The following is a 12,952-nucleotide window of genomic DNA, read 5'->3' as shown; positions in this document are numbered from 1 at the left end:
TTGGCGCATTGGCACCTACTCTGATCCCATGCCTTGCGGTCCCGCATAACACCGCCGCGCGGGCCACACGGTCAACCGTTGAACCCGCGCCCAGCCTTCGCGAGTTCGGCGATCGACGGCGCGAGCTGCCATGCATTACCGTTCGCGGCGGCCGCGTAACGGCGGATTGCGCGCTCGACGTTGTAGAGCCCGACCGTGTCCGCATACAGCATCGGGCCGCCACGCCACAGCGGGAAGCCGTAGCCGGTCAGGTACACCATGTCGATGTCGGACGCCTTCGACGCGATCTTTTCCTCGAGGATCTTCGCGCCTTCGTTGGCGAGCGCGAACACGAGCCGCTCGACGATCTCGTCGTCGCCGATCTTGCGCCGCTCGACGCCGCGCTCGTTCGAATACGCGACGACCATCTCGTCGATGAGTGCCGACGGCCTGGCCTTGCGCTCGCCCGGCACGTAGTCGTACCAGCCCGCGCCGGTCTTCTGCCCGAAGCGGCCCTGCTCGCACAGGCGGTCGGCGATCTTCGAGTACTGGAGATCGGGCTGCTCGACGTAGCGGCGCTTGCGGATCGCCCAGCCGATGTCGTTGCCGGCGAGGTCGCTCATCCGGAACGGGCCCATCGCGAAACCGAACTTCTCGATCGCACGGTCGACCTGCGCGGGCAGCGCGCCTTCCTCGAGCATGAACAGCGCCTGGCGGATGTACTGCTCGATCATCCGGTTGCCGATGAAGCCGTCGCACACGCCCGACACCACCGCAGTCTTCCTGATCTTCTTCGCGAGCGCCATCACGGTCGCGAGCACGTCCTTCGCGGTCGCATCGCCACGAACGACTTCGAGCAGCTTCATCACGTTCGCCGGGCTGAAGAAGTGCATGCCGACGACGTCCTGCGGACGCTTCGTGAACGCGGCGATCTTGTTCACGTCGAGCGTCGACGTGTTCGACGCGAGGATTGCGCCCGGCTTCGCGACTTCGTCGAGCTTGCCGAACACCTGCTCCTTCACGCCGAGTTCCTCGAACACGGCCTCGATGATCAGGTCGGCGTCCTTCAGGTTGTCATAGGACAGCGTCGGCGCGATCAGCGCCATGCGCGCATCGAGCTTCTCCTGCGTGAGCTTGCCCTTCTTCACCTGCGCGTCGTAGTTCTTGCGGATCGTCGCGAGCCCGCGATCGAGCGCGTCCTGCTTCGTCTCGAGCAGCGTGACCGGCAGCCCCGCGTTCACGAAGTTCATCGCGATGCCGCCGCCCATCGTGCCCGCGCCGATCACCGCGACGCGGCGGATCTCGCGCACCGGCGTGTCGGCCGGCACGTCCGGGATCTTGCTCGCCGCGCGCTCGCCAAAGAACGCATGCCGCAACGCGCGGCTTTCCGGCGTCATGATCAGCGCGAGAAAACCGTCGCGCTCCGCGACGAGGCCCTTGTCGAAGCCATTCAGCACGCCCGCCTCGATCGCATCGATGCACTTGTGCGGCGCCGGAAAATTCGGCGCGGCGGCCTGCGCGGAATTGCGTGCGAACTGGATGAAGCCCGCGGCGTTCTCGTGGACGATCTCGCGGTCGCGCACGCGCGGGTGCGGGCCCGCCTGCGCGCCGGCCTTGTGCGCGAACGCAACGGCCGCGTCGAGCAGGTCGCCTTCGGCCATCTCGTCGAACAGCCCGCTCTTCGCGAGCTGCTCGGACGGCACCGGCGCGCCGGACACGATCATGTTCAGCGCGGTCTCGAGCCCGACCGCGCGCGGCAGCCGCTGCGTGCCGCCCGCGCCCGGCAACAGGCCGAGCTTCACCTCGGGCAGCGCGATCTGCGCGCCGGGGGCCGCGATCCGGTAGTGCGCGCCGAGCGCGAGTTCGAGCCCGCCGCCCATCGCGACGCTGTGAATCGCCGCGACGACGGGCTTCGCGCTCGCTTCCACCGCACGGATCACGGTGTGCAGCGTCGGCTCCTGCAACGCTTTCGGGGTATTGAATTCGGTGATGTCGGCGCCGCCCGAGAACGCGCGGCCCGCGCCCGTCAGCACGATCGCGCTGACCGCCGGGTCCTGCGCCGCGCGATCGAGCCCTTCCAGGATGCCGGCCCGGGTCGACAGGCCAAGCCCGTTGACGGGAGGATTGTCGAGCGTGATGACGGCCACGCCGTCGCGAGTCGAATAATTCACTGCCATCTGCCTGCCTCCATGCATCGCGCGCCGGGGTGGCTGCGCTTCATTGTGCGCGGTCGATCGGCCGCTTGTCCAAGACGAACGGAGGCAGCATACAACGAAAAAGCACGGTCGTTCAATTTGATTTTTTCGTGCGATCCGGGGACGGATCCGTGCGTCCCGGTGCGGGCATCCCGGTGCGGGCATCCCGGAGAAGCGCCGCCCGCCGCCGGCGCATCCGGTCGCCGCGCAACCGCTAACAGGTCGCCGTCGGCAGCGCGTAATCGCGGAACATCTCGCGCAGCTTCAGCTTCTGCAGCTTGCCCGTAGCCGTATGCGGCAGCGAGTCGACGAACACGACATCATCGGGAATCCACCATTTCGCGACCTTGCCTTCGTAGAACGCGAGCATCTCGTCGCGGCTCACTTCCGCGCCCGCGCGCTTGACGACGACGAGCAGCGGCCGCTCGGTCCACTTCGGATGCGCGCACGCGATGCACGCAGCTTCGGCGACGGCCGGATGCGCGATCGCGACGTTCTCGATGTCGATCGAGCTGATCCACTCGCCGCCGGACTTGATCACGTCCTTGCTGCGGTCGGTGATCTGCAGGAAACCGTCCGGATCGATCGTCGCGACGTCGCCGGTCGGGAACCAGCCGTCGGCGAGCGGCGACGCGTCGCTCCGGAAGTAGCGGTCGATCACCCACGGGCCGCGCACCTGCAACTCGCCGAATGCGACGCCGTCCCACGGCAGCTCGCGGCCGTCCTCGCCGACGATCCGCATGTCGACGCCGAAGATCACGCGTCCCTGTTTCTCGAGCAGCTGGCGCTGCGCATCGAGCGGACGCTGCGACTGCGCCCAGTTCAGCTTTGCGAGCGTGCCGAGCGGCGACAGCTCGGTCATCCCCCATGCGTGAATCACGCGCACGTCGTATTCGTCCTCGAACGTGCGCAGCATCGCGGGCGGACATGCGGAGCCGCCGATCACCGTGCGGTTCAGCGTCGAGAAACGCACGCCCGCTTCGCGCATGTAGTTGAGGAGGCCGAGCCAGACCGTCGGCACGCCCGCGGAAAACGTCACGCGCTCCGCCTCGATCAGCTCGTACAGCGACTTGCCGTCGAGATCCTTGCCGGGCAGCACGAGCTTGCCGCCCGTGAGCGGCACCGAGTACGGCAGGCCCCACGCGTTCACATGGAACATTGGCACGACGGGCAGCACCGCGTCCATCGCGGACAGGTTCATTGCATCCGGCAGCGCGGCGCCGTACGCATGCAGCACGGTCGACCGATGCGAATACAGCACGCCCTTCGGATTGCCGGTCGTGCCCGACGTGTAGCAGAGCCCCGACGCCTGCTGCTCGTCGAGACGCGGCCAGTCGTAGCGGCCGTCCTCGGCGTCGACGAGCGACTCGTAGCACAGGAATGGCGTCGCGCCGGACGGCAGGTGCGCGGCGTCGGTCATCGCGATCCAGCCCTTCACGTTCGGGCATTGCGGCGCGATCGCATCGACGAGCGGCGCGAAATTGAGGTCGAAGAACACGTAGCGGTCGTCCGCGTGATTGACGATGTACGCGATCTGTTCGGGGAAGAGGCGCGGATTGATCGTGTGGCAGACGGCGCCCATCCCGCTGATCCCGTAATACGCCTCGAGATGCCGGTAGCCGTTCCATGCGAGCGTGCCGACGCGCTCGCCCGCGTCGACGCCGAGGCGCGCGAGCGCCTGCGCGAGCTGCTTCGCGCGCCGTTCGCAATCGCGATACGTGTAGCGGTGCAGGTCGCCCTCGATCCGCTTCGATACGATCTCGACATCACCCGCGTGCCGCGCGGCATGCGCGATCAGCGAGGACACCAGGAGCGGCATGTCCATCATCTGGCCCAGCAACGGCTTACCCATCGTCTTGTTCTCCGTGAAGGATGCGAATCGGTGTACAGCCTCGAGCCGGCGCAGGCCCGCGTGCGGCGTGAGCGGGGTCCCGCGCACGGCGCATGCGGCGCCATGCGGGCGGCGCAGCGCCGCCTTACAATATCGGCTTACCCAGAGGCGCTCAACATGTCGTTTTCCCGAAGCGCAGCCCCCGCGGCTGACACCCTCCCCGACCTCGCCGCCACGCTCGGCGCGCCCGCCGATGGCGCGTTCGTGCAGCTCGGCGCGGCGTTTCATACGCGCCTGCCGGCCGCGCCGCTGCCGGCGCCGTACGTGGTCGGTTTCTCCGACGAAGTCGCGACGCTGCTCGGGCTGCCGGCGTCGCTCGTCGATCACCCGGAATTCGCCGCGCTGTTCGCCGGCAATCCGACCCGCGACTGGCCCGCGGACGCGATGTCGTACGCGTCGGTCTACTCGGGTCACCAGTTCGGCGTTTGGGCCGGCCAGCTCGGCGACGGCCGTGCGCTGACGATCGGCGAGCTCGCCGGCACCGACGGCCGCCGCTACGAGCTGCAGTTGAAGGGCAGCGGCCGCACGCCGTACTCGCGGATGGGCGACGGGCGCGCGGTGCTGCGCTCGTCGATCCGTGAATTCCTGTGCTCCGAGGCGATGCATCACCTCGGCATCCCGACCACACGCGCACTGACCGTGATCGGCTCCGACCAGCCGGTGATCCGCGAGGAGATCGAGACGTCGGCCGTCGTCACGCGCGTGTCCGAGAGCTTCGTGCGCTTCGGCCACTTCGAGCACTTCTTCTCGAACGATCGCCCCGACCTGCTGCGCCAGCTCGCCGATCACGTGATCGACCGCTTCTATCCGGACTGCCGCGAAGCCGACGATCCGTACCTCGCGCTGCTCGAAGCAGCGACGCTGCGCACTGCCGACCTCGTCGCGCAATGGCAGGCGGTCGGCTTCTGCCACGGCGTGATGAATACCGACAACATGTCGATCCTCGGCGTGACGATCGACTACGGCCCGTTCGGCTTCATCGACGCGTTCGACGCGAACCACATCTGCAATCATTCGGATGCGCACGGCCGCTACGCGTACCGGATGCAGCCGCGCATCGCGCACTGGAACTGCTATTGCCTCGCGCAGGCACTGCTGCCGCTGATCGGCCTGCAACACGGCATCGCCGACGACGATGCGCGCGCCGAACGTGCGGTCGACGACGCGCAGGCCGCGCTCGCGAAGTTTCCGGAACGCTTCGGCCCCGCGCTCGAACGCGCGATGCGTGCGAAGCTCGGCCTCGAACTCGAGCGCGACGACGACGCGGCGCTCGCGAACCGGCTGCTCGAGGTCATGCATGCGAGCCATGCGGACTTCACGCTGACGTTCCGTCACCTGTCGCAGCTGTCGAAGCACGACGCGAGCCGCGATGCGCCGGTGCGCGACCTGTTCATCGACCGCGACGCGTTCGACGCGTGGGCGAACCTCTACCGCGCGCGCCTGTCCGAGGAAACACGCGACGATGCCGCACGCGCCGCCGCGATGAACCGAGTGAACCCGAAATACGTGCTGCGCAATCATCTGGCCGAAATCGCGATCCGGCACGCGAAGGATAAGGACTTTTCCGAAGTCGAACGCCTCGCGCAGGTGCTGCGCCGGCCGTTCGACGAACAACCCGAATACGCGTCGTATGCCGCACTTCCGCCCGACTGGGCCGGCTCGCTCGAAGTGAGCTGCTCGTCGTGACGGCCGCGCGCCGACCGATCCCTCAGGAGAAACCCGACATGTCCCACGATTCCGACGACAAGTCCTACCCGTACGAGAAGGACGAAGCCGAGCTGCGCCGCCGGCTCACGCCGATGCAGTACGAAGTCACGCAGCACGCGGCGACCGAGCGTGCGTTCACCGGCGCGTACACCGACACCGAAGACCCCGGCATCTACAAGTGCGTCGTCTGCAGCACCCCGCTGTTCGAATCCGGCGCGAAATTCCACTCCGGCTGCGGCTGGCCCAGCTACTTCAAGCCGATCAACGGCGAAGTCATCGAAGAGAAGATCGACTACACGCACGGGATGGTGCGTGTCGAAGTCCGCTGCAACCACTGCGGCGCGCATCTCGGCCACGTGTTCGAGGACGGCCCGCGCGACCAGACCGGTTTGCGGTACTGCATCAATTCGGCTGCGTTAAACTTCGAGTCCCGACCCGAACACGAATAAGCGGCGCCCGGGCGCGAATCGGCCGGTCTCCCCGACGGGGCAGCCCCGGTTCGCGGCGGCGCGCTGGCGGGTCCCTACAACGGTGAAAGGCCGCATCAGTCATTTCAGCGTCCTTTCACGCAGCTGCGAGCACCATGAAATTCCTGTTCGATCTGTTTCCGATCATCCTGTTTTTCGCCGCCTTCAAGGTCTGGGGCATCTTCACCGCCACCGCCGTCGCGATCGTCGCGACGCTCGCCCAGGTCGCCTGGGTCGCGTTTCGTCACCGGAAGGTCGACACCATGCTGTGGGTCAGCCTCGGCGTGATCGTCGTGTTCGGCGGCGCCACCCTCGTCCTGCATGACGAGAAATTCATTCAATGGAAACCGACTGTGCTGTACTGGCTGTTTGCAATTGGCCTGTTCGCCGCGCGCTATGCGTTCGGCAACAACCTGATCGAAAAGATGATGGGCAAGCAGCTCACGCTGCCGCATCCCGTCTGGGACAAGCTCAACGTCGCGTGGGCGCTGTTCTTCGCCGTGCTCGGCGTCGCCAACCTGTACGTCGTGCACAACTTCACCGAATCGCAATGGGTGAACTTCAAGCTGTTCGGCACGACGGGCGCGATGGTCGTATTCATCATCCTGCAGAGCCTGTGGCTCGCGAAATACCTGAAGGACGAGTGACATGACGGACGCCTTCCTCCATGCGTCGCCCGATGCGCGCATCGCGCTGATCGAGGCACGCCTCGCCGCCGCGCTCGCACCCGTGTCGCTCGCGGTGCGCGACGACAGCGCGCAGCACGCGGGCCACGCCGGCGCGGCCGCCGGCGGCCACTACACGGTCACGATCGTGTCCGCCGCGTTCGCCGGCAAGCCGCGCGTCGCGCGGCACCGGCTGGTGTATGATGCGCTCGCCGACGCGATGCAGCGTGGCATCCACGCGCTCGCGATCGTGGCGTACACGCCCGAAGAATTCAACGCATCTTCAATCCAGTCGTCTCATTAGGAATTCCCGATGATCCTGAAATCCCCCCGCCTGTGGGCCGCAGCGGCCGCTCTCGCAGCGGCGCCGGCATTCGCCCAGAACATCGCCGTCGTCAACGGCACGCCGATTCCGAAGTCGCGCGCCGACGCAATGGTTGCCCAACTGGTCCAGCAAGGCCAGGCCGACAGCCCGCAACTGCAGCAGGCCGTGCGCCAGGAACTCGTGAACCGCGAAATCCTGATGCAGGAAGCGATCCGTCGCGGCATCCCGAACCGTCCGGACGTAAAGGCGCAGATCGCCGTCGCTCAGCAGACCGTCGTGCTGCGCTCGATGATCGAGGACTTCCTGAAGACGAACCAGCCGACCGACGCCGACGTGAAGGCGCGCTACGACCAGCTCGTGTCGGGCGTATCGAATCGCGAATACCACCTGCACCACATCCTCGTCGACAACGAGCAGCAGGCGAAGGACCTGATCGCGAAGATCAAGGCCGGCGCGAAGTTCGAGGATCTCGCCAAGCAATACTCGAAGGATCCGGGCTCGGGCAAGAACGGCGGCGACCTCGACTGGTCCGATCCGAAGGCGTACGTGCCGGAATTCGCGGCGGCCGCGCAGAAGCTGCAGAAAGGCCAGATGACCGACGAGCCGGTGAAGACCCAGTTCGGCTGGCACATCATCCGCGTCGACGACATCCGCAACACCGCGCCGCCGCCGCTCGACCAGGTCAAGGCGCAGATCGCGCAGCAACTGGTGCAGCAGAAGCTGCAGGCGTTCGAGGAAGGCCTGCGCCAGAAAGCGAAAGTGCAGTAACGCGAACCGCGCTCGCGTATGCAAAGGCCGCTCCCGGAGCGGCCTTTTTCATTGCGGCTGCGCGCCGGCGCTCGCGCAGCGGCGCACGGGCCCGTGCGCCGTAAACGAACAAGCCGCTCCGGAGAGCGGCTTGCAGCCGCTGCTCGCGAGCAGCAACGACGCGTAGCGCGACGGTTATGCGACGGCTATGCGATGGTTACGCGAAGTGGAACGCGTCGTGGTATCGGACCGTGCCCGACGGCCGCGGCGCCGCCTCGTCGAACGACAGCGCCAGCAGATACTCGGCCGGCACGCCCGGAAACACGATGTCACCGGTCGACGCGAAACCGAAGCGCGTGTAATACGCAGGCTCGCCGAGCAGCACGCAGCCGCGCGCACCGAGCCGGCGCAACGCATCGAGGCCCGTGCGCACGAGCCCCGCGCCGATGCTCTGACGCCGGCAGTCGGGCAGCACCGCGAGCGGCGCGAGCCCGTACCAGCCTTCGCTGTCCGTGCCGATCGTCACCGGTGAAAACGCGACGTAACCGACGATGCGCCCGTCGCGCTCCGCGACGAGCGACACGCTCAGGCAGCCGTCCGCGCGAAATGCGTCGACGATCCGCTGCTCGACCTGCCCGCCGTGCGGCTCGCCGGCAAACGCGGCGGCGATCACGCGGGCAATCGCCGCGACGTCGCTCGCGCGCTCGTCGCGCAGCGTGACGACGTCGACCGGCGCATGCGGATCGAACATCGCGTCAGCCGATCCAGCGGCGCGCGTTGCGGAACACGCGCAGCCACGGGCTCGCCTCGCCCCAGCCTTCCGGGTGCCAGCTCATCGTGACCGTGCGGTGCACGCGCTCCATGTGCGGCATCAGCACCGAGAAGCGGCCGTCGGCAGTCGTCACCGACGTGATGCCGGCCGGCGACCCGTTCGGGTTGAACGGATAACCCTCGGTCGCGTTGCCGCGGTGGTCGACATAGCGCATCGCGACCGCGACGTTGTTGATGTCGCCCTGCTGCGAGAAGTCCGCATAGCCTTCGCCGTGCGCGACTGCGACCGGAATCCGCGAGCCTTCCATGCCCGCAAAGAAGATCGACGGCGACTTCTGCACCTCGACGAACGAGAAGCGCGCCTCGAACTGTTCGGACTTGTTGCGCGTGAACTTCGGCCACGCTTCGGCGCCCGGGATCATCGACGCGAGGCTCGACAGCATCTGGCAACCGTTACAGATGCCGAGCGCGAACGTGTCCTGCCGCGCGAAGAATGCCGAGAACATGTCGGACAGGTTCGCGTTGAAGCGAATCGTCTTCGCCCAGCCTTCGCCCGCGCCCAGCACGTCGCCGTACGAGAAGCCACCGCACGCGACCGCGCCCGCGAAATCCGCGAGCGACACGCGGCCGGCCAGCAGGTCGCTCATGTGCACGTCGTGCGCATCGAAGCCCGCGCGGTCGAACGCGTACGCGGTTTCGAGATGCGAGTTCACGCCCTGCTCGCGCAGGATCGCGACGCGCGGACGGGCGCCCGTCGCAATGAACGGCGCGGCGATGTCGTCGGCCGGATCGAACGTCAGCACCGGCGAGATGCCCGGGTCGGCCGCGTCGAGCAGCACGTCGTATTCGGCATCCGCGCAGGCCGGGTTGTCGCGCAGGCGCGCGATGCGCCAGCTCACCTCGCCCCACGCGCGATGCAGTTCGGCGCGCGGCGCGTCGAAGATCTTCTTCGCGTCGCGGTACACCTCGATCACGTCGCGCTCGTTGACCGTGCCGATCACGTGCGAGCACGCGGACAGGCCGAACTCGCGCAACGCGCCGAGCACCGTGTCGCGCTCTGCCGCGCGCACCTGCACGACGGCGCCGAGTTCCTCCGAGAACAGCGCGCGCAGCGTGCGGTCGTCGCGGCGGCCGCTCGTCTGCTTCGCCCAGTCCTTCGCGTCGCCGTAATCGGATTCGTGATTCTCGTCGAGCGTCAGCATGTCGACGTTCAGCGACACGCCCGCGTGGCCCGCGAACGCCATTTCGCAGACCGTCGCCCACAGGCCGCCGTCCGAACGGTCGTGGTACGCAAGCAGCTTGCCTTGCGCGTTCAGCGACTGGATCGCGTTGAAGAAGCGCTTCAGGTCTTCCGGATCGTCGACGTCCGGCGTCTCGTTGCCGACCTGCTGCGTGACCTGCGCGAAGATGCTGCCGGCCATCCGGTTCTTGCCGCGACCGAGGTCGATCGCGATCAGCACGCTGTCGCCCGCATCGGCGACGCGCTGCAGTTGCGGCGTCAGGTGAAGGCGCACGTCCTCGACCGGCGCGAACGCGGAGATGATCAGCGACACCGGCGAAACCACTTCCTTCGCGACGCCCTGCTCGTCCCACTTCGTCTTCATCGACAGCGAGTCCTTGCCGACCGGAATGCCGATGCCGAGTGCCGGGCACAGCTCCATCCCGATCGCCTTCACCGTGTCGAACAGCGCGGCGTCTTCGCCGGCGGTGCCGCACGCGGCCATCCAGTTCGCGGACAGCTTCAGCTTGTCGAGCGACGCGATCGGCGCGCTCGCGATGTTGGTGATCGCCTCGCCGACCGCCATGCGGCCCGATGCGGGCGCGTCGATCACCGCGAGCGGCGTGCGCTCGGCCATCGTCATCGCTTCGCCCTTGAAGCCCGCGTAGTCGAGCGCCGTCACCGCGCAGTCGGCCACCGGCACCTGCCACGGGCCGACCATCTGGTCGCGCACCGACGTGCCGCCAACCGTGCGGTCGCCGATCGTGATCAGGAACGACTTGCTCGCGACCGTCGGGTGCTTCAGCACGTCGACGGCGACCTGTGCAAGCGCGATGCCCGTCACGTCGACCGGCGCACGCTCGGTGCTCACGCGCGTGACGTCGCGGTGCATGCGCGGCGGCTTGCCGAGCAGCACTTCCATCGGCATGTCGACCGGATATTCGTCGACGCCGGTCGCCTCGTCGTCGACGAGCTGCAACTGGCGTTCGTCGGTCGCGACGCCGACCACCGAGAACGGGCAGCGCTCACGCGCGCAGATCGCCTCGAAGCGCGGCAGGTCGGCCGGCGCAATCGCCAGCACGTAGCGCTCCTGCGCTTCGTTCGACCAGATCTCGCGCGGCGACAGGCCCGACTCCTCGAGCGCGACCTTGCGCAGCTCGAAGCGCGCGCCCTTGCCGGCGCCGTCGACGATCTCGGGGAACGCGTTCGACAGGCCGCCCGCGCCGACGTCGTGAATGCTCAGGATCGGGTTCTGCTCGCCGAGCTGCCAGCAACCGTTGATCACTTCCTGCGCACGGCGCTCGATTTCCGGGTTGCCGCGCTGCACCGAGTCGAAGTCGAGCTCGGCGGTGTTCGCGCCGGTCGCCATCGAGCTCGCCGCGCCGCCACCCATGCCGATCCGCATGCCGGGGCCGCCGATCTGGATCAGCAGGGAGCCGGCCGGCACGTCGTGCTTGTGCGTGTGCGCGTCGGAGATGTTGCCGAGGCCGCCCGCGATCATGATCGGCTTGTGATAGCCGCGCACCTGGCCGCCGACATTCTGCTCGTACACGCGGAAGTAGCCGCCGAGGTTCGGGCGGCCGAATTCGTTGTTGAAGGCGGCGCCGCCGAGCGGGCCGTCGATCATGATCTGCAGCGGCGACGCGATGCGGTCCGGACGACCGTACGGGCCGTGCTGCTCGTTCGGGTTGCGCTCGCCGACCGGCTGCGCGGCGTCGCGCGCGTTTTCCCACGTCTGGCGCGCGTCGGGCAGGTCGAGGTTCGACACGGTGAAGCCCGTCAGGCCCGCCTTCGGCCGCGCACCGCGGCCCGTCGCGCCTTCGTCGCGGATCTCGCCGCCCGCGCCGGTCGCCGCGCCCGGGAACGGCGAGATCGCCGTCGGGTGGTTGTGCGTCTCGACCTTCATCAGCGTGTGCGTGAGCTCGGTGTGACGGCCATAACGTTCACCGGGCTCGCCAGCCGCGCCCGCGTTGCGCGGGAACCAGCGCTCGGCTTCGGCGCCCATCATGATCGACGAGTTGTCCGAGTACGCGACGATCGTGCCTTGCGGGCTCAGCTTCTCGGTGTTGCGGATCATCGCGAACAGCGACATGTCCTGCGCGTCGCCGTCGATCGTCCACTGCGCGTTGAAGATCTTGTGGCGGCAGTGCTCGCTGTTCGCCTGCGCGAACATCATCAGCTCGACGTCGGTCGGGTTGCGCTCGAGCTTGCGGAACGCGTCGACGAGGTAGTCGATCTCGTCGTCGGCAAGCGCGAGGCCCAGCTCGACGTTCGCGCGCTCGAGCGCGCCGCGGCCCTGCGCGAGCACGTCGACCGTCGCGAGCGGCTTGGCCGGCAGTTCGTCGAACAGGTGCTTTGCGTCGTCGCGCGCGGCCACGACGCTGTCGGTCATCCGGTCGTGCAGCGCGGCCGCGACCGCGGCGCGCGCGTCGTCGGACAGCGCCTTCTTGCCGCCGAGCAGGCCCGACTTCAGCGTGACCGTGAATTCGATGCCGCGCTCGATGCGGCGCACGTGCGTGAGGCCGCAGTGCCGCGCGATGTCGGTCGCCTTGCTCGCCCACGGCGACACGGTGCCGAAGCGCGGCAGCACGACGAACGATTCGGTGCTGCCCTTCTCGGCCGCCGGCTCGAACGGCGCGCCGTAGTGCATCAGCGCGTCGATGCGCGCGCTGTCGTCGGCCGACAGCGGCTCACTGGCGTTGACGAAGTGCAGGAACTGGCCGCGCACCGCGACGATGTTGGCGTCGATCTGCCTGAGCGTATCGAGCAGACGGGTCTGACGGAAATCGGAAAGGGCCGAAGCGCCGGGAAAACACGAGAAGTGAGCCATGGGCTGGACTGACGTCGATGAGTCGCGCAAGGTGGCGACGTGGGGCGAAAGGAAGGCCGTAATTATACCCGGAAGTCTGCTGCCCCAAACCCGTCCGGTCGGTACGCGCGCACGACGCCGCCCGGCCGGCCGTTTTGCGCTCGTTTGGCGCTCGTT

Annotated in this window: 9 protein-coding genes; 5 read left to right on the top strand and 4 right to left on the bottom strand. The window is 67.8% G+C overall.

Translation table 11 applies throughout. The features are described from left to right. Positions 1–71: 71 nt before the first annotated feature. Positions 72–2,156: a 3-hydroxyacyl-CoA dehydrogenase NAD-binding domain-containing protein gene (locus DID96_RS26770; RefSeq protein ID WP_124602259.1), complete on the bottom strand. Its 2,085-nt coding sequence runs from the start codon at positions 2,154–2,156 to the stop codon at positions 72–74. Positions 2,157–2,388: 232 nt separating this feature from the next. After that, positions 2,389–4,026, bottom strand: a complete 1,638-nt coding sequence (locus DID96_RS26765; RefSeq protein WP_124602258.1) for a 3-(methylthio)propionyl-CoA ligase — start codon at positions 4,024–4,026, stop codon at positions 2,389–2,391. 156 nt (positions 4,027–4,182) lie between these two features. On the opposite strand from DID96_RS26765, the gene DID96_RS26760 reads away from it, so the two are divergent. The 5 genes from DID96_RS26760 (at position 4,183) to DID96_RS26740 (ending at position 7,997) form a co-directional block, all read left to right on the top strand. Continuing rightward, positions 4,183–5,751, top strand: a complete 1,569-nt coding sequence (locus tag DID96_RS26760) for a YdiU family protein (RefSeq protein ID WP_124602257.1) — start codon at positions 4,183–4,185, stop codon at positions 5,749–5,751. A 38-nt stretch (positions 5,752–5,789) separates the two neighbouring features. Next, a complete protein-coding gene (msrB, locus tag DID96_RS26755; protein WP_124602256.1) occupies positions 5,790–6,221 on the top strand; it encodes a peptide-methionine (R)-S-oxide reductase MsrB in 432 nt (143 codons plus the stop codon). Positions 6,222–6,355: 134 nt separating this feature from the next. Further along, complete coding sequence (locus DID96_RS26750) at positions 6,356–6,886, top strand: septation protein A (protein ID WP_124602255.1); 531 nt, start codon at positions 6,356–6,358, stop codon at positions 6,884–6,886. Position 6,887: 1 nt separating this feature from the next. Continuing rightward, positions 6,888–7,208, top strand: a complete 321-nt coding sequence (locus tag DID96_RS26745) for a BolA family transcriptional regulator (protein WP_124602254.1) — start codon at positions 6,888–6,890, stop codon at positions 7,206–7,208. A gap of 9 nt (positions 7,209–7,217) precedes the next feature. After that, positions 7,218–7,997: a peptidylprolyl isomerase gene (locus tag DID96_RS26740; protein WP_124602253.1), complete on the top strand. Its 780-nt coding sequence runs from the start codon at positions 7,218–7,220 to the stop codon at positions 7,995–7,997. Between the two features lie 196 nt (positions 7,998–8,193). Here DID96_RS26740 and DID96_RS26735 read toward each other — a convergent pair whose 3' ends face one another. Together DID96_RS26735 and purL are read right to left on the bottom strand one after the other, a co-directional pair. Next, complete coding sequence (locus tag DID96_RS26735; protein ID WP_124602252.1) at positions 8,194–8,727, bottom strand: GNAT family N-acetyltransferase; 534 nt, start codon at positions 8,725–8,727, stop codon at positions 8,194–8,196. A gap of 4 nt (positions 8,728–8,731) precedes the next feature. Then, positions 8,732–12,796, bottom strand: a complete 4,065-nt coding sequence (gene purL / locus DID96_RS26730) for a phosphoribosylformylglycinamidine synthase (protein ID WP_124602251.1) — start codon at positions 12,794–12,796, stop codon at positions 8,732–8,734. Positions 12,797–12,952: the final 156 nt, after the last annotated feature.

This window comes from Burkholderia sp. Bp8963 (assembly GCF_003854275.1).
In the GTDB taxonomy this organism is placed as follows: Bacteria; Pseudomonadota; Gammaproteobacteria; order Burkholderiales; family Burkholderiaceae; genus Burkholderia.
The sequence above is the reverse complement of the archived record's forward strand: the minus strand, read 5'-3'. Positions and strand labels throughout refer to the sequence as shown.

Excerpts from the sequence above, each read along its gene's own strand:
- DID96_RS26740 (WP_124602253.1), top strand. The coding sequence starts at position 7,218 with ATGATCCTGAAATCCCCCCGCCTGTGGGCCGCAGCGGCCGCTCTCGCA.
- purL (WP_124602251.1), bottom strand. The coding sequence starts at position 12,796 with ATGGCTCACTTCTCGTGTTTTCCCGGCGCTTCGGCCCTTTCCGATTTC.
- DID96_RS26760 (WP_124602257.1), top strand. The coding sequence starts at position 4,183 with ATGTCGTTTTCCCGAAGCGCAGCCCCCGCGGCTGACACCCTCCCCGAC.
- DID96_RS26770 (WP_124602259.1), bottom strand. The coding sequence starts at position 2,156 with ATGGCAGTGAATTATTCGACTCGCGACGGCGTGGCCGTCATCACGCTC.
- DID96_RS26745 (WP_124602254.1), top strand. The coding sequence starts at position 6,888 with ATGACGGACGCCTTCCTCCATGCGTCGCCCGATGCGCGCATCGCGCTG.
- DID96_RS26765 (WP_124602258.1), bottom strand. The coding sequence starts at position 4,026 with ATGGGTAAGCCGTTGCTGGGCCAGATGATGGACATGCCGCTCCTGGTG.
- msrB (WP_124602256.1), top strand. The coding sequence starts at position 5,790 with ATGTCCCACGATTCCGACGACAAGTCCTACCCGTACGAGAAGGACGAA.
- DID96_RS26750 (WP_124602255.1), top strand. The coding sequence starts at position 6,356 with ATGAAATTCCTGTTCGATCTGTTTCCGATCATCCTGTTTTTCGCCGCC.
- DID96_RS26735 (WP_124602252.1), bottom strand. The coding sequence starts at position 8,727 with ATGTTCGATCCGCATGCGCCGGTCGACGTCGTCACGCTGCGCGACGAG.